At 75.2% G+C, this 19723-nt stretch carries 16 protein-coding genes; 7 read left to right on the forward strand and 9 right to left on the reverse strand.

What is annotated here, in order from left to right:
* Positions 1–41 precede the first annotated feature (41 nt).
* The 6 genes from ACFYYT_RS02315 to ACFYYT_RS02340 all read right to left on the reverse strand — a co-directional run bounded on the left by ACFYYT_RS02315 (position 42) and on the right by ACFYYT_RS02340 (position 10777).
* The gene (locus tag ACFYYT_RS02315; RefSeq protein ID WP_351830753.1) at positions 42–1772 is read right to left on the reverse strand and encodes a discoidin domain-containing protein; all 1731 of its coding nucleotides are present in this window, start codon (positions 1770–1772) and stop codon (positions 42–44) included.
* A 47-nt stretch (positions 1773–1819) separates the two neighbouring features.
* Positions 1820–2890: a DUF1996 domain-containing protein gene (locus ACFYYT_RS02320; protein ID WP_351830755.1), complete on the reverse strand. Its 1071-nt coding sequence runs from the start codon at positions 2888–2890 to the stop codon at positions 1820–1822.
* A gap of 97 nt (positions 2891–2987) precedes the next feature.
* Positions 2988–5147: a discoidin domain-containing protein gene (locus ACFYYT_RS02325; RefSeq protein WP_351830758.1), complete on the reverse strand. Its 2160-nt coding sequence runs from the start codon at positions 5145–5147 to the stop codon at positions 2988–2990.
* A gap of 385 nt (positions 5148–5532) precedes the next feature.
* Positions 5533–8463 (reverse strand): poly(A) polymerase, encoded by a 2931-nt coding sequence (locus ACFYYT_RS02330; RefSeq protein ID WP_351830760.1) that lies wholly within the window; start codon positions 8461–8463, stop codon positions 5533–5535.
* Entirely contained in the window at positions 8463–10226 is a 1764-nt protein-coding gene (locus ACFYYT_RS02335) for an RNA ligase family protein (RefSeq protein ID WP_351830763.1), read from the reverse strand. Before ACFYYT_RS02335 ends, ACFYYT_RS02330 begins: the two co-directional genes overlap by 1 nt.
* A gap of 89 nt (positions 10227–10315) precedes the next feature.
* Positions 10316–10777 (reverse strand): hypothetical protein, encoded by a 462-nt coding sequence (locus tag ACFYYT_RS02340; RefSeq protein WP_388606789.1) that lies wholly within the window; start codon positions 10775–10777, stop codon positions 10316–10318.
* A gap of 820 nt (positions 10778–11597) precedes the next feature.
* Here ACFYYT_RS02340 and ACFYYT_RS02345 point away from each other — a divergent pair.
* From ACFYYT_RS02345 to ACFYYT_RS02365, 5 genes are all read left to right on the forward strand, one after another.
* On the forward strand, positions 11598–12605 hold the full coding sequence (locus tag ACFYYT_RS02345; protein ID WP_351831251.1) for an NUDIX domain-containing protein: 1008 nt from the start codon (positions 11598–11600) through the stop codon (positions 12603–12605).
* 127 nt (positions 12606–12732) lie between these two features.
* On the forward strand, positions 12733–13263 hold the full coding sequence (locus ACFYYT_RS02350; protein WP_351831254.1) for an SRPBCC domain-containing protein: 531 nt from the start codon (positions 12733–12735) through the stop codon (positions 13261–13263).
* 85 nt (positions 13264–13348) lie between these two features.
* Positions 13349–14083 carry an SDR family oxidoreductase gene (locus ACFYYT_RS02355; protein ID WP_351831257.1) on the forward strand — a complete coding sequence of 245 codons (735 nt, stop codon included), beginning with the start codon at positions 13349–13351 and terminating at the stop codon, positions 14081–14083.
* A gap of 108 nt (positions 14084–14191) precedes the next feature.
* On the forward strand, positions 14192–14797 hold the full coding sequence (locus ACFYYT_RS02360; protein WP_351831260.1) for a hypothetical protein: 606 nt from the start codon (positions 14192–14194) through the stop codon (positions 14795–14797).
* A 212-nt stretch (positions 14798–15009) separates the two neighbouring features.
* Positions 15010–15942, forward strand: a complete 933-nt coding sequence (locus ACFYYT_RS02365; protein WP_351831263.1) for a class I SAM-dependent methyltransferase — start codon at positions 15010–15012, stop codon at positions 15940–15942.
* A 97-nt stretch (positions 15943–16039) separates the two neighbouring features.
* On the opposite strand, the gene ACFYYT_RS02370 is transcribed toward ACFYYT_RS02365, so the two are convergent.
* Positions 16040–17545 (reverse strand): DEAD/DEAH box helicase, encoded by a 1506-nt coding sequence (locus ACFYYT_RS02370; protein WP_385324456.1) that lies wholly within the window; start codon positions 17543–17545, stop codon positions 16040–16042.
* A gap of 172 nt (positions 17546–17717) precedes the next feature.
* Positions 17718–18212, reverse strand: coding sequence for a MarR family transcriptional regulator (locus ACFYYT_RS02375; protein ID WP_351831266.1), 495 nt, complete (start codon positions 18210–18212; stop codon positions 17718–17720).
* 90 nt (positions 18213–18302) lie between these two features.
* Between ACFYYT_RS02375 and ACFYYT_RS02380 the strand changes: the two genes are divergently transcribed.
* Together ACFYYT_RS02380 and ACFYYT_RS02385 are read left to right on the forward strand one after the other, a co-directional pair.
* A complete protein-coding gene (locus tag ACFYYT_RS02380) occupies positions 18303–18683 on the forward strand; it encodes an HGxxPAAW family protein (protein WP_388606792.1) in 381 nt (126 codons plus the stop codon).
* Between the two features lie 111 nt (positions 18684–18794).
* Entirely contained in the window at positions 18795–18998 is a 204-nt protein-coding gene (locus ACFYYT_RS02385) for a cold-shock protein (protein WP_351828433.1), read from the forward strand.
* 41 nt (positions 18999–19039) lie between these two features.
* Here the strand turns inward: ACFYYT_RS02385 and ACFYYT_RS02390 are convergent, their stop codons facing one another.
* Complete coding sequence (locus ACFYYT_RS02390; protein ID WP_351828446.1) at positions 19040–19633, reverse strand: TetR/AcrR family transcriptional regulator; 594 nt, start codon at positions 19631–19633, stop codon at positions 19040–19042.
* Positions 19634–19723 lie beyond the last annotated feature (90 nt).

Below are 19723 nucleotides of genomic sequence, written 5' to 3' on the forward strand. Positions count from 1 at the left end.
GTACGGGGGCGGCGCGCGGAGTGGTGGGCCCGACCTGACGGTCAGGCGTAGACGCCGAACTGGAACAGGGAGTAGCCGTAGCCGGTCCCGCGCTGCGTCAGCTCCAGCCGGACGTAGCGGCCCGAGGCGGAGAGGTCGAAGTCGTCGATCCCGCCGTCACCGGCCGAGGTCGCGTACGCCGTCCGCCAGGTCTGGCCGTCGTCCGACACCCGGATCGTGTAGGCCTTCCCGTACGCCGTCTCCCACACCAGCTGGGCGTGCTTGAGCTGCTTCACCGCGCCCAGGTCCACCTGGAGCCACTGCGGATCGGCCCAGGTGCTCGCCCAGCGGGTGTCGGCGCGCCCGTCCGTGGCGAGCTGGGGGCCGCAGGGGCAGCCCCCGTACCCGTCGTTCTGGTACGTGGACGCCGTGGTGGGCCGGTTCAGGGCCACGTCGGTACCCGCCACCGGAGGCGGGACCACCCGTACCGACCGCTGCTCGACGCCCACGTTGCCCCGCCCGTCCTTCACCTTGACGTACAGCTTCCACACCCCGGTCTTCGCGGGCGCCGTGACCTTCAGCGTGCCGCCGCCGAGGTGGACCGAGGGGACGGAGACCAGACCGCTGCCGCCGTCCACGTACTTGCTGCCCCACAGGACCTCGTAGGACAGCTGGTCGTTCTCCGGGTCCGTCGCCGGAGCCTGGACGGTGATCTCCTTGCCCGCGGGGACGGCGGAGGCGTCGGCCACGGCCGGGACCTGCACGGTGGGCGGCAGGTTGTCCCCGGCGGTGTTCCCGCCGTAGGCCCGCTTGACCGCGTAGTAGGACTTGCGGCGCTCGCCGGCCGGGGTCAGGTTGAACCAGTGGCCGCCGAAGTCGTACTCGGTGCCGTAGTGGAAGAGCGTCGCGCCCAGGGCCACGCCGCGGTGGCCGCTCACGCAGTTCCAGGCGTTGGTGTAGCCATCGGCCTTGGCCTGGTCGCCGGGCTCCAGCGGGACGCCGTTGGCGTCGTTCGGCACCTCCCACTCACCGGCCGGCCCGGTCTCGGTGACGAGGTAGGGCTTGGTGTAACCGCCTTGCTCCCAGGCGGCCTTGATCCCGCAGACCTCCTTGTAGGAGTTGACGGAGTACAGGTCCAGGGCGGGGGAGTTGCGCTTGTAGTACGTCCAGGCCCCCACCCAGGCGTCGGTGGAGGTGACGGGGTGGTTGGCGTCGATGGCGTGGATGGCCTTGGCCACGTCGTTGACGAAGGTGGTGTAGGCGTTGCGCTGGTTCTCCAACTCGGTCCCGGAGTAGCAGTTCTGCAGGCCGAGGACCGATTCGTTGCCCACGTTCCACATCAGCACGCCCGGGTGGTCGCGGTAGGTCTGCACCCACTTGGTGAACTCGGCGAGCATGTTGTTCTTGTAGGTCGTGTCGGTCACGTAGTTGGTGCAGCCTCCGCTGCCCGGGCCGCCGCCCGGCTGGAGCCAGAAGCCGGCCACGACCTTGACGCCGTTGGCGGCGGCCGCGTCGAAGAGCTGGCGGCTGGTGCCGTCGGTCCCCCAGGTACGGATCGTGTTGGCGCCGAGGGACTTCACGTCCGGCAGCAGCCGGGCCGCGTCCGCCGGGGACGGGCCCCAGGTGACGCCCTTGACCGTGTACGGGGAACCGTCCACGGAGAGCTGCCAGTTGCCCTGGCCGCCGGTCACCTTGACCACGCTGCCGGCGGCCTGCGCCGGAGCGGCGGGAAGTGCGGTCACGGCGCCCGCCAGGAGCGCGGCCGTGACGAGGGAACGCATGCGGGAGTGCATGCAGGGCCTCCTTGGAGGGGGTGGGGGGAGGGACGGGGACGGGGCCGTTACGGGAGCCGGTAGTCCGGGCCCAGGACGGCGCCCGCCGCCGGGTGGGTCTCGTCGTAGCCGCGGGCGTTGCACTGGAGGCCGCCCTTGATGCAGTGCTCCACCAGCGCGTTCAGCGTCCGGTCGTCCCAGGCGTTGAAGAAGTCGTAGTGGAAGGAGTGGCCGCTGCCGCTGGCGAGCCTGACCTGAGACATGTCCCCGCTGACCGGGAAGGCCATCTTGAACTCCACCATCGGCAGGGCGACGGGGTGGTCGTTCGGGCAGACGTTGTCGTTGGTGCCGGGCTTGACCACCGGATAGGCCATGTGTGCCTTGTGGTCCGGGGTGTCGAGGTACTTGCCGTCCCAGCAGCTGGGGGACTGCATGCGGATGTTGAGCTGGGTGCCGGCCGGACAACTGGCCGGGAACTCGACGTTCTTGAAGCTGTCCCCGCACTCCCAGCCCTCGACCCAGCCCCGGTGGCCGCGGAACTCCGCCGCCGTCTGGGTCGGGCTGCCGACGACGAAGCGAAGGCCCTTGGGGAAGGGGCGCACGCTCGTGTAGTCGGTGACGCCCGCCTTGTAGTAGATGACTTGCGGGCCGGTCGGCAGGACCTTGGTGCTGCCGTTGAACAGGGACGGCATCCAGTACCCGGACAGGTCGCCGGGCGCGTTGCAGGCGGTACCGCCGGCGCTCAGCGAGGCGGTGGTGCTGAAGGCGTCGGTGGTGGTGTTGCCCATGAAGGTGTGGTCGTGCGAGGCGCCCGGCCGGCCGGCGAAGACGATCGGGTCGTCCGGTGCGGTCCGGGAGACCGCGCAGTTGGCCTGGAACTCGTGGAAGTAGCGGTCCGGCGGGTTGTTCCAGGACGGGCTGACGCCGGTGACCTGCGGGACCGCGGGGATGTAGCCGTCGCCGTCGGGGTCGTCGCCGGTGGCCAGCGGCGCGGCGGCGGCGTGGGCCGCGTGGGGCGCCGCGGCGCCGGTGTCGGGGGTGGCCTGGGCGGTCAGGGTGAGGCCGCCGAGGCCGGCGACGGTCACGGCGAAGGCCGTGGACACCAGCAGGGCGGACAGGGTGCGTGAACGGAGTTTCACTGTTGCTCCTCCTTGGGAGAGCGCTCTCTCGTTCGGTCCGGAAAACGCGGGGCGGCGGCGCCGCCCCGCGTGCTCCGGGGGTCGGTGTGCGGGGGGATCAGGGGAAGGAGACCACCGTGGAGGGGGTGGTGGAGGTGCCCGAGGTGGGGGCCCCGGTGCTGTTGACCACGTGTTCGTACTGGCCGTTGCCGCCCAGCGAGACCACGAGCAGGTCGTGGAACTTCACGCCCGGCTTCACCGGGACCTCGAAGCCGTGGTCCTGGCGGATCGTCGGGTCGACGTTGTAGTAGCAGTAGCTGCCCAGGCCCCAGCCCTCGTGGGTGTTCACCGCGTCGGCGACCTTGTACGCGGCGTAGCCCTTGACCGAACCGTTCTGCACGGCGGCCTGGTTGGGGGCGTCGTAGGCCTTCTCGTTCTGGAAGAACACCGTCCGGCCGCGCTCGCCGTTCCACTCCACGTCGTACTTGTTGAAGTGCTCCACGAACAGGCCGGTGGCCAGGACGTCGTCGCCGTTGACGCGGAAACCGTAGTCGGCGCGGTTGGTCTCCCAGCCGACGCCGTCACCGTGGTCGGCCCGCCAGATCCAGGTGTGGTCGACGATCGTGTCGTGGTTGTTGATCACCATGCCCACCGTGGCCTTGCCGGGGCCGGCCCCGCCGACGCGGATGAACACGTCCTGCACGGTGGTCGGGTTGGCGGCGTGGTCCGTGGTGGTGCCGGCCGGGCCGACCTCCAGCAGGCTCGGCGAGTTGACCGGTCCCGCGTCGATCAGGAAACCGGCCAGTCTGACCCCGTCCACGTCGGCGACCTTCATGGCCGTGACGCCGTTGTCCGGGATCAGGGTGGCCAGGCCCAGGCCCAGCACCACCGTGTCGGCGCGGTTGACCTGGATGGTCTGGTTCAGGTGGTAGACGCCGGGCGTGAACAGCAGGTGCAGGCCCTGGGCCAGCGCCTGGTTGATGGTGGCGGCGCTCGCGCCCGGCTTGACCACGTAGAAGCGGTTCAGCGGGATCGAGGTCCCCTGCGGCGCGCCGTTGCCCCAGGAGGTGCCGCGGGCGCCCGTGCGCTTGGCCGGGACGAACACCTTGTACTCGGCGCCGTCCAGGTAGAGGAAGGGCTTCTCCCGGGAGACGGGGGTGGTGTCGAGGGTGGTGTACGGCGGGTTCGGGAAGGTCTGCGCGGGTGCGCCCTGGACGCCGGAGAAGACCTGGTTCCAGACCCCGTTGGACCAGCCGCCGATGGAGCTGTCCCGGGTGTACCACTGCTGCTGCGAGTAGTTGCCGATCTGGCCGTCGACCTTCGAGTCGGCGATGTACCCGCCCGAGGCCCAGCCGTAGCCGTCGGGGGCCAGGTTGAGGCCGCCCTTGACGTGCATGCGGCGGAAGGGGGCGGCCTGGGAGACGGCCCAGCGGTCGGTGCCGTTGACCGGGTTGAGCGCCAGGTTCTCGGCCGAACGCCAGAAGTTCTGGGTGGCGTTGCCGTTGAACCAGCCGGCGTCGACGGTCACGTCACCGTTGATGGTGGTGTCGTCCGGGCTCAGACCGAGGCCGGAGACGGAGGTGTAGAAGCCGATCTGGGCGTTCAGCCCGTTGTAGGTGCCGGGCTTGAAGAGGAACTGGTAGCGGCCGGTGCCGAACTGGGCCGATTCCTGCTGGTGGAAGACCTCGTCGAGCTTGGCCTGGATGTTGGGCGTCGAGGGGTCGAAGACGATCACGTTCGGGCCCAGGTCGCCGCCGCCCGGCAGTTGCGGGCCGGTGCCGCCGGCGGTCCCGTAGACCTGGAACTCCCAGAGGGAGTAGCCGTAGCCGGTGGTGCGCTGGGTGCCGTACACGCGTACGTAGCGGGCCGTGCCCGTGATGTCGTGCGTCACGGTCCCGCCGGTGGCGTTGGCGGTCGAGTACGCGGTGGTCCAGGCGCTGCCGTCGGTGGACAGTTCGACCCGGTACGCCTTGGCGGCCGCGGTCTCCCAGCGCAGGACCACCTGGCTCAGCTGGGCCGGCGCGCCGAGGTCGACCTGTATCCACTGCGGATCGGCGAACTGGCTGGACCAGCGGGTGCCGTTGTCGCCGTCCACGGCGGCGCCGGCCGGGGTGCCGGCGCCCTCCACGCTGGAGGCGGTGACCGGCTTGCCCTGGGAGAGCAGCGCGGGCGCCGCGGTGGCGGCGGTGGCGGGGAGCAGGGCGAGGAGGGCCGCGACCAGCACGGCGGCGAGCGCCGCGGCGGTGAGCCGCGGCGGACGATCGGAGAGGAGGGGCATGCGGGGTCACTCCTGACGTGAGGATCCGGGGGGATCGAAGCGTGAGTGAACTGCCCGTGGCCGAGGGCGTCAAGGGGTTGAGCGTTCATGAACCGAAGGTCAGACGGGGTGTCAACTGCCTTTCGGTGCTGTGAACTCGGGGTTTCTTCAATCCTTGTGAAAAGTGTTGACGAAAATTCCCCGTGAGGCTGTACTGACGCCCAGGACGGCTCCGTCCCGCCGTGCCCGCTGCGGCGTGGCGGAGCTCGCCACCGCCTTCGGGAAATGACCGTTCCGGGGGCCCCGAGGGCGGTGGCGCCTTCGTTGGTTGTCGGCAGCCGCTGCCGTTCGTCGGTTGTCGTCGGCAGCGGCCCGGCCGCGGTCGCCCGAGCCGGGCCGGCCCGCGCTACGGGAGGTCCGGGACCTCGCCGCCCGGGGTCCAGCTCACCGTCACGCCCGGCAGCCCCGCCGACCAGGGGCCCGCGAGGACCGCGAGGGCGGCGGCGTCCGGCGGGGTGGGGCCCAGGCCGATCGCGTACCGGGCCGTCGTCACGGAGCGCTCGAACGGGCGGGGCCAGGCGTGCGCGTCCCGGCAGCCCGCGTCCGCGAGGGCGCCGAGCAGGGCCCGCAGACGCCCCCGGGCCCGGCCCAGCCGCTCCTCGAACTCCCGTGGCGCGTGCGCCCGTACGTCCACCACCGCCCACGCCGCGTGCCGGCGGTGCAGCGGCGGCGCCGACACGAGCCGGCCGAAGCCCTCCGGATCCGCCTCCAGCGCCTCCCAGGCCCGGTACAGCTCCAGGACCAGCAGGTCCCGCATGCCCTCGCCCACCTGCCCCGTACAACTGCGGACCGGCGCGGAGGGCGTGAGGACGGTGACGGGATCCGGCGCGGCCGGGGACGGGGACGGGGACGCGGGGCCGGGGAGGACGGCGGAGCCGGTCACTGCGGCCAAACGCGCGTCCAGGGCCACCGGCCGGGTCCAGTCCCAGGCCGCCCACGTACCGAAGAACTCCCGCAGCAGCGCCCGCGGGGACCGGTCCCCGGCCTCGCGGACGGTCCGCGCCGCCAGCACCGCCCAGGCCAGCCCCGGAAGCCCGCCGAAGGGCGCGCAGTCCAGGCCGCGCGCCCGCGCCCAGGCCTTCACCTCCCGCGCCAGCCGGGCGAAGGCGGCGTGGTCCGCCCCCACCGCTGCCCGTACGGCGTCCGCGTCGCCCAGCGCGCTGAGCGCCACCGCCGTCGCTTCGTCCGGCTCAGCCCGCGCGGCCGCGCCGACCAGCACCAGGTCCACGTCCAGCCCCGAGGTGCGCAGCCGCACCCCCGGCACCCGTGCCCCCGTCACCTCCCGCAGCCGCTCCGCCCCGGGCAGGGCCGCCGCGAGCCGGGCCCGCACCGCGCCGCCGTCCGGGGCGCCGGGCAGCACGGCCACCAGGTCGAGGTCGGAGTCCGGCAGCGCGCAGCCCATCCGGCGCGACCCGGCCACCCGTACGAGGGCCCCGGGCAGGGCGGCCGCGATCCGCGCCTCGACCCGGGCGGCGAGCGCCGCCGCGCCGGCCTCCGACGGGGTCGCGCTGCCCTCCGGCGGAGCCTCCGACGCCGCCCCGGGCGGAGTGGCGGACGGTGCCTCGGGCGGCGTCCAGCGGATCTCGCCCGTGCCCAGGGCCACCGTCGCCCGGACCCGCATCGGGCCGTCCCCGCGCCGCGACAGCACGGCCAGCGAGCCCACCGGAACGCGTCGCCCGCCGCCGAGCCGGGCCGCGCAGGCGCGCAGGTCCCGCTGCGGGTCGGCGCTCCGGCCCAGCGTCAGGTGCGGGGTCCAGTCGCCCGCCCGGCCCCGGCAGCCCGGGAACCGGTCGGCCAGGGCCTGTCGCAGCCGCCGCCACGGCGCTTCGCCGCCCTCGCCCGCCGCCGGGTCCAGCCACAGCGTCGCCTCCTCGCGCTGTCCGAAGGAGTGCACCCCCTCCAGCCGGGCGGTGAACGGCGCCACCCCTGCGGCGCCTTCGGCCAGCAGCGGCAGCGCCCGCTCGAAGTCGGACTCCGGCACGAAGCCGAACAGCAGGTTCACGTGGGCGGGCCAGCGGTCCGCCCGGGGGTCGTACGCCCGGCGCAGTTCCCCGACCGCCGGGTCCTCGGGCGGCAGCCAGGCCACGGCCGTCCGTGCCGTCGCCGGTACGCCGAGCCGCGCGGGCCCGTCGGCGCCGCGCGCGTCGCCCCCGGCCCGGGCCCCGTAGCCGACGCTCGCCTCCACCCCGAAGTGGTCGGAGGCGAACAGCCCCTGCGCGTCCGGTCGTTCGCCCAGCAGCGCGGCCCGCCGCACCCGGGCGCCACCCGACGGCCGCACCAGGATCCGGTCCAGCCGGGCCGCCCGCCCCGACAGCGAACCGACGGCGGCCAGCGGGTTCACCCCGGGGTCGAAGGTCGGGCTGTCGTCCGCCGGGCCGTGCACCTCGTTCCAGGCGTCCCGCATGCCGAGCACGGCGGCCGGTCCCTCGGCCCCGGAGCGGCCGTCGTTGAAGTCGCCGAGCAGCGCGACCTCCGCCTCGACGCCGCCCAGTCCCTCGCCGATCAGGGCCAGTTCGGCCTCCCGGCGGGCGCCGCCGTCCGCCGTGTGGTCACTGGTCAGGTGCGTCGCCGCCACGACCAGCGACCCGCCCGCCGTGTCCACGGTGACGGCGGTGACCGCCTTGTGCGCGCGCAGCGCGTGCACGCCCGCCTCGCGCACCGGCAGCCGGCTCAGGATCACCAGCCCGTGCCCGGCCACGTCCGGGCCGGCCGGATCGGTGCCCAGCGTGTACCCGGCCCGTACCCACGGAGCGGCCAACAGCATGGCGAGCAGGGCCGGTTCCACCTCCTGGAGCGCGATCACGTCGGCGTCGGCCGCCGCCAGGGCGGCCAGCAGCAGCGGCCTGCGCCGGGCGGTGGCGATGAGCGGGGCGTCGTAGCGGTCCCACAGCGTGTTCCAGGTCAGCATCCGGACGACCTCCGGCGGGGCCGCCCCGGGTCCGGCCCGGTCCGGCCGCCAGCCGCCGCCGTCCGACGGGTCCCACGCGTGCGGGGTCCGGGCGCTGAAGAAGGGCGGCGCCAGCAGCCGGGTCTCCCGTACCCGCCCGGCGCGCGTCGTGTCGATCAGGTCGACTCCGGAGGCCCGGTCCCAGACGAGTTCACCGTCCGCCTCGACGAACAGCACCCGGTGCCAGGGGATGTCCCCGCCCGGCACGAAGGACGGCAGGGGCACCCGCGCGGGCCCGGCTCCGCGCTGGAGCAGCCCCAGCGTGAACCGCGCGGCATCGAAGCGGGGGTCCCAGCGGACCTGGTGGTAGAGCTGCTCACTGGTACGCATCAGAGGTCCTCCCCCTCGCCGCGCGCCGGCCCCAGGCCGCCCGCGGTGTCCTCGACGGCGCCGCCCGCGCCCACGTAACGGGTGCGGTGCGCCTGCCCCGGGTACGGCGGGGCGAACCGGCGCAGCTGCGCCGCCAGCACGGCCTCCGGTACGGGGTGCGGGCGCACGGCGTTGCGCCGCGCCAGCTCCGCTTCCCCGACCAGCACCACCACCTGGGTGACCAGCGCGTTCCGGCGCCGGGCGACCGCACCGGCCAGGCCGCGTTGCCGGTCCGTCAGCGAGGTGGCGTCCCACACCACCGTGCCGCCCGCGGCGAGCGCCCGGTCCAGCCGCTCCAGCCCCTCGCGCAGCACCTGGGGGTTGGCCCGCTGGTCGGCGCGCGATCCCCGTGCGGAGCGCAGCTCGTCCAGGCTCACGTACGCGTCGACGCCCTCCAGGCTCCGCGCGTACGTGCTCTTCCCGCTCCCCGAGGGGCCGCACAGCTGCACCAGCCGGGGGAAGGAGGCCGGGTCGCGCCAGCGCCAGGTCGCCGCGAGGGCCTCCTGGACGGTCGACAGGGTGCCCTGCCCGAAGGCCTCGCGGGCCTGCGCCCAGCACCGGTCGGCGGCGTCTGCGTCCAGCCCGGCGAGGGCCTCCCGCAGGCCGGTCCGCAGACCGCCCAGGGGATCGGGGGCGAGCAGCCCCGCGTCCTCGGCGGACAGCGCCGACCACTCCACGCACTCCCGCGCCGCGGCCCCGTCGGCGCCGTCCGGGAGCGGCAGGGCCGCCGCCAGCGCGTGCAGCACCCCGAGGTCGGCCGCCGCCGCCATCCGTACGAGTCCGGCCCGGCGTTCGTCGTCCGGGAACGGCCTGCGCAGGGCCGGGTACAGGCCGACCAGGTCCGCGACCCGGCGGGCGGTCCGCATTCCGAGCGGTCCCGCCGCCAGCCGGGCGGCGAGCGCGGCTCGCGGCTCGCGGTGCAGCAGGGCGGCCAGCACCCCGGCCAGCCGGGCGTCCCCGGTACGGCCGGCGCCGTCGAGGAGGGCGGTGACGTCGGCGACGGCGCGCGCGGTGGCGGCCGCGACCCCGGCCCCTTCGGGACCGACCGCGCGCAGCAGTCCGGCCACGTCCGGTTCCGCGCCCGAACGGACGTCCCACAGCGGGGCGTTCGGGCCGAGCCCGTTGGGGACGACGGGGGCGTACATCCAGTGGGTGTCGGTCCGGACGTGGCCGCCGCGCACCCACTTGGCCACGTACCGGCCGAAGTCCTCGCGCCGGAAGCCCGCCACCGTCCGGACGACGTAACCCTCCTGGCGGGAGGTGTCGACGCGCAGCCGGCGCAGCGCGCGTTCGTCGTAGACCCCGCGCCACAGGACGCGCGGGGCGGGGATTCCGAGCCGTCCGAGGAAGCGCACCGTCCGGTCCCAGTCCAGGCAGTGGTCGCCCTCCCACACGGAGAACCCGTAGAACCAGCTGTCGAGTTCCTCGTAGCCGAGTGAGTGGCGGGCGTAGAGGTTCTCCCCGCACACGCGCACGCCCGCCGGTATGCCGGCGCCGATCCGGCCCTGGAGGCCCTTGACCCAGGCGCGCGAGGGATGGTGGCCCGAGTCGAGGGAGCGGGCGTGCAGGCCGTCCGCGTAGAGCGTGGTGTTCTCGCCGTCGAGCTTCTCGGTGACCACCACCTCGCGCCCGGCCAGCGCCGACGGCCCGCTGACGCGCACGTCGTCCGGCGTGGCACCGGGGGACCACGGCAGGTGCGCCGTACGGGGGTAGTGCGTACGCATGTTCGGGCTCCAGCTCGTGACGGGGTGCCCGTCACTCTAGGTATCCGGACTCCCCGGATCCACCCGATTAGCCGCCGCCGCCCGGCCGGTCAGTGGCACAGGGCGACGATGGACGGCGAGACCGTGCCGCGCGCCGCCTCGCACAGGGGGGCCATGTCGAACGTACGCCGCGGGCCGGGCGCGGGCGCGGGACGGGGGCCCGGGCGCCGCGCGGGCTGCCGCGTACGCGGCTTCGCGGCGGGCGCGGGTGCGGGTGCGGGGGCGGCGGCCCTGCGGGCGGGGGCGTGTGTACGGGGCGCGTCGCCCCGCTCCGGCGCGGCGGCGGGCGCGGCCGAGGCGACCGGGGCCGGGTCCGGGTCCGGGGCCGGGGTCTGCGGCGCGGACGCAGGCAGCGGCCCGAGCGGCAGCTCCCGCACCACCGGCCGGGCCGGAGCGGACGCGGGCACCCGGGCGGGCGCCGCCCGCACGGTCACGCACCCGGTGGTGAGCACCAGCAGCGCGAGTGCCAACGACACGTAACGGGAAGGCGGCAGGGCCCGGTTGAACGGCATGCGCCCACCCTGCCCCACCCCCACGCCACCTCCCGCACCCCTCACCCGGAAGAGTGAGCCACCCCGCCCAGCCGACATCCCCGATCCCCGCGGCCGAAGCCGCCCCCGCCCCCGCGGCCGGCCGCCCCGCTCCGGACGCGGGCTCAACGGCCCCTGCCGCCCGGCCCCGCCGCCCGGTCTGCCTCGGTCCGGATCAGGGGGAGGCGGCGGCACGGCCGTGCGGCGCCGTCCCGCTCCGAAGCGCCGCCCGCGGACAAGGGCAGCAGGACCGCCGACAAGGTGGGGGCCGCCGCGGCAGGCGTACTGGTGCGAGTACGGCCACCCTCCGCCGCATCGGGCCAAGGCCGCGCTCGGCCGCCGGTGCCGCCCGGTCCGCCTGGCGGCGGAGGGGTGGTGGTCGCAGGCCAGGCCTCGCGGGCCGCCGGGCCGAATGCCGCGGCCCGGCCTCGCGGTTCAGTCCGCACCCCGGGCCGGGGTCGTGCCCCGCCCCCGGGTCCGTTGCCTCGTCCGAGGGGGAGGCGGCGGGGTCGGCGCCGGGGCGGTCTGCCGTGGGGGAGCGGCTGGCCGCGCCCGCGCGGGACGGGGCTCCCTCGCCCCGCCGCCCCGGCGGTGGGCGGCCCGCGCCGCTTACGTGGTCGGACCGGCGGTTTTCACGCCGCCAGTCCGCACCGCGCACAGTAGCAAGATCGGCATAACCGGGTAATAAGGAGGTATAGGGTCGGCAAAGCGAATCCGGTCGACGGTGGGGCCGTCGCCGTAACCCGGGGCGGGCGCCCGCTGTTGCACAGCCGGCGGGTCCACCCACGGTGAACGGAGTCCCATGCCCCAGCTGACCGATGACCCCGAGCGCGCCGGCACCTGGATGACCCCGGAGGAGTACGGGGCCTCCCGCGCCGCCGTCTGGACCGCCGCGGTCGTCCTCGTCACCGACCCCGACGGCCGCGTCCTCGTTCAGAGCGTCGACTACCGCGCCGACCGGCTGCTGCCCGGCGGCGCCGTGGACGCCGGGGAGGCGCCCGCCGCGGCCGCCGCCCGCGAGGTGCGCGAGGAGCTCGGCATCGACGGCTACTACCCGCGCGGACTCGCCGTCGACTGGATCCCCGCCGACGCCCCCGGCTTCCCTCCCGAGATGCGCTTCCCCGGCGAGATCCTGCACGTCTACGACGGCGGCACCTGGACCGCGGAGCGGATCGGCTCCGTCCGGCTGCCCGCGCAGGAGATCACAGGCATCGACTTCGCCGAGCCCGCCGACCTGCCCGCCCTGATGGACCCGGGCGACGCCCGCCGCGCCCTGGCCGCCCTGCGGGCCCGCATCAACGGCTCCGGCCCCGCCCTCCTGGAGGACGGCCGCCCCACCAACCCCACCGCCCTGGACCGGCTCGGCGTCCTGCGCACCCGCCGCACCCCGCAGCACGGCCCCTGGCGGCCCGGCCCCGTCCCCGCGCACCTGCCCGTACGCGAACGCTCCGGCTGGCTGTTCGCCCCCGACGGCCGGGTCCTGCTGCTCGTCGCCCGCGCCACCGGCGCCGCGCACCTGCCCGCCCCCGCCGCGCAGCCCGCCACGGGGGCCGTCCCGCTCGGGTACCGGTACGCCGACGGGGGCGCGGCGGCCCGCACCGTGGCCCGGCTCACGGCGGTGGCTCCGGCCGCGGACCCGGCGTACGCCCGCCTGCTCGCCACCCCGGAACAGGTCCGCGAGCTCAGCGACTGGGGCCCGGCCGGGCGGGAGGAGCTCGCCGCGGTGCACGCGGCCCGCGCCCAGCTCTGCCTGCCGGCCCCGCCCCGGACCCCGCCCACGGAACTCCCCGAACAGGGACTCCGCTGGTGACGCCCCCGCGCCCCGCCCTCGCCCCCGGCCACCCCGCCCCTGGCCACCCCGCCCCCGGCCACCGCCCCCCGCCGACGCCCCGCCGCAATACCGGGTCCGCGGCGGCCGGTCCCGCAGCATGGGGGGCATGACCGACACCGTGATCGACTACACCCTCTACATCCAGGCCGATCCCGCCCGGGTCTGGCAGGCCCTGACCGAGCCGGCCCTCACCCGCCGCTACTGGGGCCTCGGCTTCGAGACGGACTGGGCGGTGGGCTCGCGGATGGACTGGGTCGAGCGCGGCGCCCGCACCAGCGACCCCGCCCAGGTGGTCCTGGGCTGCGTCCCGGACCGCATGCTCTCCTACACCTGGCACACCTTCACCCCCCAGTGGGCCGAGGCCGCGGGCGTCACGCAGGAGCTGCGGGCCGAGCTGGCGGCCGAGCCGCGCACGAAGGTGACGTACGAGATCGAGCCGGTCGGCGACACCCTCGCCCGGCTGACCATCCGGCACGAGGGGTTCCTGCCGGGCGGCACCCTCATCGGGATGTGTGCCAGGGCCTGGCCGATGCTCGCCTCCAGCCTCAAGACCCTCCTGGAGACCGGCGCCCCGCTGCCGGACCCGGGACACGAGCCCCACCAGGGCTCCGGCGGCTACGAGGCGCACCGGAGCTGAGGTCCCGCGCGGCCGGCGAGGGCCCCGGCCGGGGACGCGCGGTGGATGTGATCATGAATGCCGGACGTCGAACGGAAGCGCTGACATGACCTTCGAACACCACCGCGTCGTCATCACCGCCGCAGGGCGGGACTTCGGCCGGACCCTAGCCGTGAGCTTCGCCGCGCGGGGTGCCGAGGTCCACCTCTCCGCCCGCAGTCTCGAAGCCGCCGAACGCGTACGCGGCGAAATAGCCGCGCAGGGCCACGACGCCTCCCGCGTTCACGCCTACGCCTGCGACCTGACGGACCCGGCGTCCGTCCGGGACTTCGCCGCCTCGGTCGGCGCCCGCGCCGGGCACGTCGACGTGCTGGTCAACAACGGGGCCCGCTACCAGCACGGGACGGACCTGCTGTCCGCCTCCGACGAGGACGTCGTGGAGACCCTCGCCGCCGGTGCGACCGGCACCGTCCTGGCGACCAAGGCCTTCCTCCCGCTCCTCCTGAACTCCGCCAAGCCCGACATCGTGACCATGGTCTCCGGCTGCGGGGAGAAGGGGAACCAGCGCTCGGACGCGCACGACTCCTTCTACGCGGCCAAGAGCGCCCAGGCGGGATTCACCGAGGTCCTCTCCCGCCGGCTCCGCGGCGAGGGCGTCCGCGTGATCTCCCTCTACCCGCCGGACTTCGACAACCACGACCCGCTGTCGCCGCAGTGGGAGGGCGCCCCGCGCACCGCGAAGGACCCGCTCACCGCCCAGTCGCTGGTGGACTGCGTGTTCTTCGCCATCGGCCAGCCCCGTGACTGCTTCATCAAGTCGTTCCACTTCGAGCAGGTCTGACCGGCACCGCCCGCGACACCGCCTGCCGGCACCGCCTGCCGGCACCGTCCGCCGGTCCGGGCACCCCGGGGCGCCCCCCGTTCACGCGGATCGTGTGGAATGGGACCCATGGGGAGACGCGATCACCAGACGGGCCGGACGCCGGGGAGCGGTCCGGCGTACCCGGCGGCAGCGCGCGCGGGCCGCGAGCCGGCCTCCCGCCGACCCGTGCCGGCGCCGGTGCCCGTACCGGCGGCGCCGGCCGAAACCGGGGTTCCCGGGCGGTGGCGCTACGCCCGGCATCTCGACCGGCTGGCCGCCACCGCCGCCACGGCCGGGCCGGCCGGGCGGGCGGGGGAGGCCGAGGCGGTGGCCGCCGTCCTGCGCGATCCGGACCCGGTGATGGCCGAGAGCGCGGTGGTCACCCACCTCGACCGGCGCGCCGCCGGCCTGCGGCCCGGGACCGAGTTCCCCGACTGGGCCCGCGTCCTGCACCCCGTCCTCGCGGGCCACGCCTTCCCGGCCCGCCGGCTGCGCGAGTGGACCCTGCTCAAGGCCGTCGCGGCGGGCGCGCCCTGGTCCCCGGCGGAACTCGCCGCCGCCTCCGACTGGTGCCAGCACACCGCCGCGAGCTCCCTCGACGCCCCGGAGGCACTGGTCCTGCTCGCCGCTTCCGCACGCACCCGGCGCGTGCGCAACACGGCTGCCCAGCGCCTGCGCAGACGGGCCGCGTAAGAGCCGTACGGGGTCTCGCCCCGCCCCGAACCCGGCCACACACCCACCCCCGGGCGCCTGTGGGACCGGCCGGCGCCGGGCGGACCGGGGCGGGGGAACCGGAGGGCGTAGTACCGAGGGGCTCGCCATACGCCGCCGGGCAGATTATCTTCTCCCTACCTGGCCGGGTATCAGCGTTGAACCGATGCCATTCCGCTGGAGGATGACTCTCCGTGCAGCATGTTTCACAGGCTCCCGCCACCACCCCCGACGCGGAGCCCGCGCCGCCCGAGCCTCGCGCGTTCAGCGAGGTCAAGGGCTGGTTCTCGGCGTACGACCAGGTCCTCTTCGACTGGTTCCTGAGCCGTCAGAACGCCACCCCGGAAGCGTCGGGCGACATCCTCGAACTGGGCGCGTTCATGGGCAAGAGCGCGATCTTCCTGGCCCAATACCTGAAGGAGGGCGAGGAGTTCACGGTCTGCGACCTCTTCGACTCGCCCGCGCCCGACGACTTCAACCTGGCGGAGATGAAGGACTCCTACCCCACCCTCACCCGGCGCGGGTTCGAGACGAACTACCTGGCCTTCCACCCGGCCCTGCCGACCGTCATCCAGGCTCCGACCTCGGTGGTGGCGGACCGGGTGCGCCCCGGCAGCTGCCGCTTCGTCCACGTCGACGCGTCCCACCTCCACGAGCACGTGGTGCAGGACATCGCCTCCTCGCGCATCGTCGCCGCCCCCGACGCCGTCGTGGTCTTCGACGACTACCGCTCCGCCCACTGCCCCGGCGTCGCCGCCGCCGTCTGGGCGGCGGTGGCGACCGGCGGACTGCGCGTGATCGCCGTGTCCGCCTCGAAGCTGTACGCGACCTGGGGCGACCCGGCGCCGCACCAGGCGGCCCTGCTCGGCTGGCTGGAGGGCCGGACCGACCTGTGGCACGGCGTGGACGTGGTGGCCGGGAGCCCGCTGGTGCGCATCGGGGACGAGGGGGTGAGGGCCCCGGCCGCGCCGCGGCTGCTGCGCCCGCCCGCCGAGCCCGTCGCGGCCCCGTCGGCCGCCCCGAAGCCGCCGGCCCCGAAGCCGGTCCGCTGGCGCCGGCTGGCCAAGGACCTGCTGCCGCCGCTGGTCACCCGGGCGATCGTGACCCGGCGCCGCCGCCGGGCCTGAGCGGCGCCGCCCACGACGCGTACGGCGCCGGCCCCCTTCCCGGGGACCGGCGCCGTACGCGTGGTGCGTCACCGCCCCCGAGCGCGGTGTCAGGGTGTCAGGGGGTCAGACCCTTGCGGACCCGGGCCGCACGACGGGCCTCGGCCGCCTGGCGCGCCTCGATGGTCTTGCGGGACTCCTTGCCCTTGCCGGGCCGCCCCGGACGGGTGCCGATGCCGCGGAACCCGAGGTCCGTGCCGCTCGGCCGGCCCTTCGCGTCGGTCGGCGCGGCCCCGGCCAGCGGGACGCCCGAGGGCGCCTTCGCGCCGGTGATCCGGCTCAGCGCCGCCTCGCCCGAGCGCACCTGGGTGATGGTGGGCCGGATCTTCGCGTCGGCCATCAGACGCGTGATGTCGCGCCGCTGGTTGGGCGTGATCAGCGTGACGACCTTGCCGGACTCCCCGGCCCGCGCGGTGCGGCCGCCGCGGTGCAGGTAGTCCTTGCTGTCGGCGGGCGGGTCCACGTTGACGACGAGATCGAGGTCGTCGATGTGGATGCCGCGGGCCGCCACGTTCGTCGCGACCAGGACGGTGACCAGGCCGTCCTTGAACTGCCCGAGGGTCCGGGTGCGCTGCGGCTGCGACTTGCCGCTGTGCAGGCCCTCCGCCCGTACGCCCATCGCCCGCAGGTGCTTCACGAACTGGTCCACGCCGTGCTTGGTGTCCAGGAACATCAGCACCCGGCCCTCGCGCGCGGCGATCTCGGTCGCCGCCGAGATCTTGTCCGCCGCGTGGATGTGCAGGACGTGGTGGTCCATCGTGCCGACCGAGGCCGACTGCGGGTCCACGGAGTGCGACACCGGGTCCTTCAGGTAGCGGCGCACGAGCTGGTCCACGTTGCGGTCCAGGGTGGCCGAGAACAGCATCCGCTGCCCGGCGTGGTGCACCTGGTCCAGGATCTCGGTGACCTGCGGCATGAACCCCAGGTCGCACATCTGGTCCGCCTCGTCCAGCACCGTGATCTTCACCCGCTCCAGGTGCACGTCACGCCGCCCGACCAGGTCGCTCAGCCGGCCCGGGGTGGCGACGACCACCTCCACGCCGGTGCGCAGCGCGCCCGTCTGGCGGCCGATCGACAGCCCGCCGACGACGGTGGCCATGCGCAGCTTCAGCGCCCGCGCGTACGGGTCCAGCGCCTCGGTCACCTGCTGCGCCAGCTCGCGCGTGGGGACGAGGACCAGCGCCAGCGGCCGCTTCGGATCGGCCTGCTGCCCCGCCGTGCGGGCGAGCAGGGCCAGGCCGAAGGCGAGCGTCTTGCCGGAGCCGGTGCGGCCCCGGCCGAGGATGTCGCGGCCCGCCAGGGAGTTGGGCAGGGTCGCCGCCTGGATGGGGAAGGGCGCCCGCACCTCCTGCTCGGCCAGGGTCGTCACCAGCTCTGGGGGCAGGTCCAGCTCCTCGAAGGCCGCGACCGGCGGCAGCGCCGGGGTGGTCGTCGCGGGCATGGCGAACTCGCCCTGCGGTCCGAGGGTCCGGGGCGTCTTGCCGGAGCCCTTGGCCCCCGGCTTGGAGCCTGCCTTCGCTCCGGCCTTGATGCCGAAACGCCCGTGAGGTGACGGGTTCTTCATGCAGAACCTTCCGTGAGGAGTGCGCACGCGGAATGCGGACAGGGGTGGTGAACGGCGACGAGCCGGGGCCCGTACCCCTCGGTACGGCCCCGGCTCGTCGTACGTGTCCGCACCGGGCGAATGCGCCCCGCGCTTCAAGTTTCCCGCCCATTTTACCAGTCGGCGGCAGGCCCTACGGGGCGACGGCCCCCAGCTCGCCGGACCGTACCCGGGCCAGGTGGGCGCGCATCTCGGCCGTCGCCCGGCCGAACCAGTCGGCGATGACGGCGATCTCGTCGGGGGAGTACGCGGCGAAGAGGGCGCCGAGCCGGTCGTAGAAGGGCTCGTAGACGGCGAAGACGCGGGCGGCGGCGGCCGGGTCGGCCACCACGCGGACCCGGCGCCGGTCGGCCGGATCCGGCTGCCGGTGCGCGTACCCGGCGCGTTCGAGGCGGTTGAGCACACCGGTGACGGCGCCGGTGGTGAGGTTGGTCAGTGCGGCGAGGTCGCCGGCCGCGAGCGGGGTGTCCCCGGCGCCCAGGATGTGGCCCAGGCAGGTCAGATCGGTGACGTTCAGCCCGAGCAGCTGCGCCACTTCCTGCTGTCCGATCAGGCCGAGGGCCACGTACTGGTCCATGCGCGAGATCGCCTCCGCGGCCGTGGCCGGGGGGCGGGGCTTGCCCTGCACGCGAATACTCCTTAGCATCTAAGTTACTTAGCTCGTGAGATAAAAGATCCTGCTCCGAGCGTACTGCCGACCACCCCTCCAGGGAGAACCATGAGTGCGCACGGTCACGTCGACCTCGGCCACACCGTCGCCGGCTGGACCGGCACCACCCTCGCCCTGCTGGGTTGCGCCGGAGCCGGCGCGGCCGTGTGTGCGGCCTGGACCCCGGGCATCTGGCTCGGCCTCGGGCTGGTCCTGGTGGCGGGGGTGGTCACCTGGCTGCTCCACCTCGCCGGCTGGGGGAAGCCGACGGGGCCCCGCCCGGAGGCCGAGTGGGACTGGCGGGTCCGGGACGCGGGCGCCCGTACGGGGCACCCGGACTGCCTGGGCTGCCGGGCCGGCGGCCCGCGCCGGGCCGCCGCCGCGGCCGCTGCCGTGGCCCCGGCTTCCCGGGCCGCCGCCTCGCTGCCCGCCCCCGACGGCGGCGCCTGAGCCCCGCCGCCCCGGTTGGCCGCGCTCGGAGTGTGGCGGGCGGGACGGTTGGGCAGGATCGGAAACGGCCGCACGTGCGGCCCGAGTGGAACGTTGAGAAGGATCAGCCAGATGGCAACAGGCACCGTGAAGTGGTTCAACTCGGAGAAGGGCTTCGGCTTCATCCAGCAGGACGACGGCGGCCCCGACGTGTTCGTGCACTTCTCCGCGATCCAGACGACCGGCTTCAAGGAGCTGGCGGAGGGCGCGAAGGTCGAGTACGACGTCACCCAGGGGCCCAAGGGGCCCCAGGCGGAGCAGGTGGTTCCGATCTAGCGCCGCTTCACGAGCCAGGCCCGTGAGGGAGCCCCCGCCGGTCACCCGGCGGGGGCTCCCGCGCGGTGGAGGGACAGCAGCAGGGGCCAGATCCGCCCCGCGAGCTCCTCGGGGGAGGAGGGGGACGCGGGGGATGCGGGGGTGTCCGTCTCATCGGGGCCGGGTGGAGATCCGGCCGGGATCAGGCCGTGCAGCCAGTCCGCGAGCACACCGGTGAAGGTCGCCGCCACCGCCGAGGCCACCAGGTCCGCGTTCGGGGCGCCGACCGCCAGCCGCTCGGCGCGGGCCCGGGCCCGCAGCTCCCGGTGCAGACGCTCGCCCAGGGGGCCGCCGCCGCCCGGCAGCAGCAGGGTCCGGTACAGGGCGCCGTGGTCCGCGGCGCCGGCGAGGAAGGCGGCGAGGGCGGCCGGGGGGCGGACCGGGGGAAGCGCCGCCGGGCCGGTCTGCCAGGCGTGCAGGGCGTCGACCGCCGCGTGCACGACGTCCGCGCAGGCGTCGACGGCCAGTGCGGGGAGGTCCTCGTAATGCAGGTAGAAGGTGGCCCGGCCGACGCCCGCCCGCCGCGCCACCGCCGAGACGCTGACCCCGGCGAGCCCGTCTCCCGCCGCGCACTCGGCGAGCAGGGCCGCGCGCAGCCGCGCCTTGGTACGGGTGGTACGCGGGTCTCCTGCGCGGGGCGGGGCGGGGGGAGGTGCGCCGGGGGGAGTGTCGGCGGGAGTGCCGGC

The sequence above is a fragment of the Streptomyces sp. NPDC002032 genome, from assembly GCF_042890765.1.
In the GTDB taxonomy this organism is placed as follows: Bacteria; Actinomycetota; Actinomycetes; order Streptomycetales; family Streptomycetaceae; genus Streptomyces.

What these genes read in the sequence shown, in the direction of transcription:
- ACFYYT_RS02315 (WP_351830753.1), bottom strand. Translation starts at nt 1,772, where the DNA reads ATGCACTCCCGCATGCGTTCCCTCGTCACGGCCGCGCTCCTGGCGGGC.
- ACFYYT_RS02325 (WP_351830758.1), bottom strand. Translation starts at nt 5,147, where the DNA reads ATGCCCCTCCTCTCCGATCGTCCGCCGCGGCTCACCGCCGCGGCGCTC.
- ACFYYT_RS02330 (WP_351830760.1), bottom strand. Translation starts at nt 8,463, where the DNA reads ATGCGTACCAGTGAGCAGCTCTACCACCAGGTCCGCTGGGACCCCCGC.
- ACFYYT_RS02335 (WP_351830763.1), bottom strand. Translation starts at nt 10,226, where the DNA reads ATGCGTACGCACTACCCCCGTACGGCGCACCTGCCGTGGTCCCCCGGT.
- ACFYYT_RS02340 (WP_388606789.1), bottom strand. Translation starts at nt 10,777, where the DNA reads ATGCCGTTCAACCGGGCCCTGCCGCCTTCCCGTTACGTGTCGTTGGCA.
- ACFYYT_RS02345 (WP_351831251.1), top strand. Translation starts at nt 11,598, where the DNA reads ATGCCCCAGCTGACCGATGACCCCGAGCGCGCCGGCACCTGGATGACC.
- ACFYYT_RS02350 (WP_351831254.1), top strand. Translation starts at nt 12,733, where the DNA reads ATGACCGACACCGTGATCGACTACACCCTCTACATCCAGGCCGATCCC.
- ACFYYT_RS02355 (WP_351831257.1), top strand. Translation starts at nt 13,349, where the DNA reads ATGACCTTCGAACACCACCGCGTCGTCATCACCGCCGCAGGGCGGGAC.
- ACFYYT_RS02360 (WP_351831260.1), top strand. Translation starts at nt 14,192, where the DNA reads ATGGGGAGACGCGATCACCAGACGGGCCGGACGCCGGGGAGCGGTCCG.
- ACFYYT_RS02370 (WP_385324456.1), bottom strand. Translation starts at nt 17,545, where the DNA reads ATGAAGAACCCGTCACCTCACGGGCGTTTCGGCATCAAGGCCGGAGCG.
- ACFYYT_RS02380 (WP_388606792.1), top strand. Translation starts at nt 18,303, where the DNA reads ATGAGTGCGCACGGTCACGTCGACCTCGGCCACACCGTCGCCGGCTGG.
- ACFYYT_RS02385 (WP_351828433.1), top strand. Translation starts at nt 18,795, where the DNA reads ATGGCAACAGGCACCGTGAAGTGGTTCAACTCGGAGAAGGGCTTCGGC.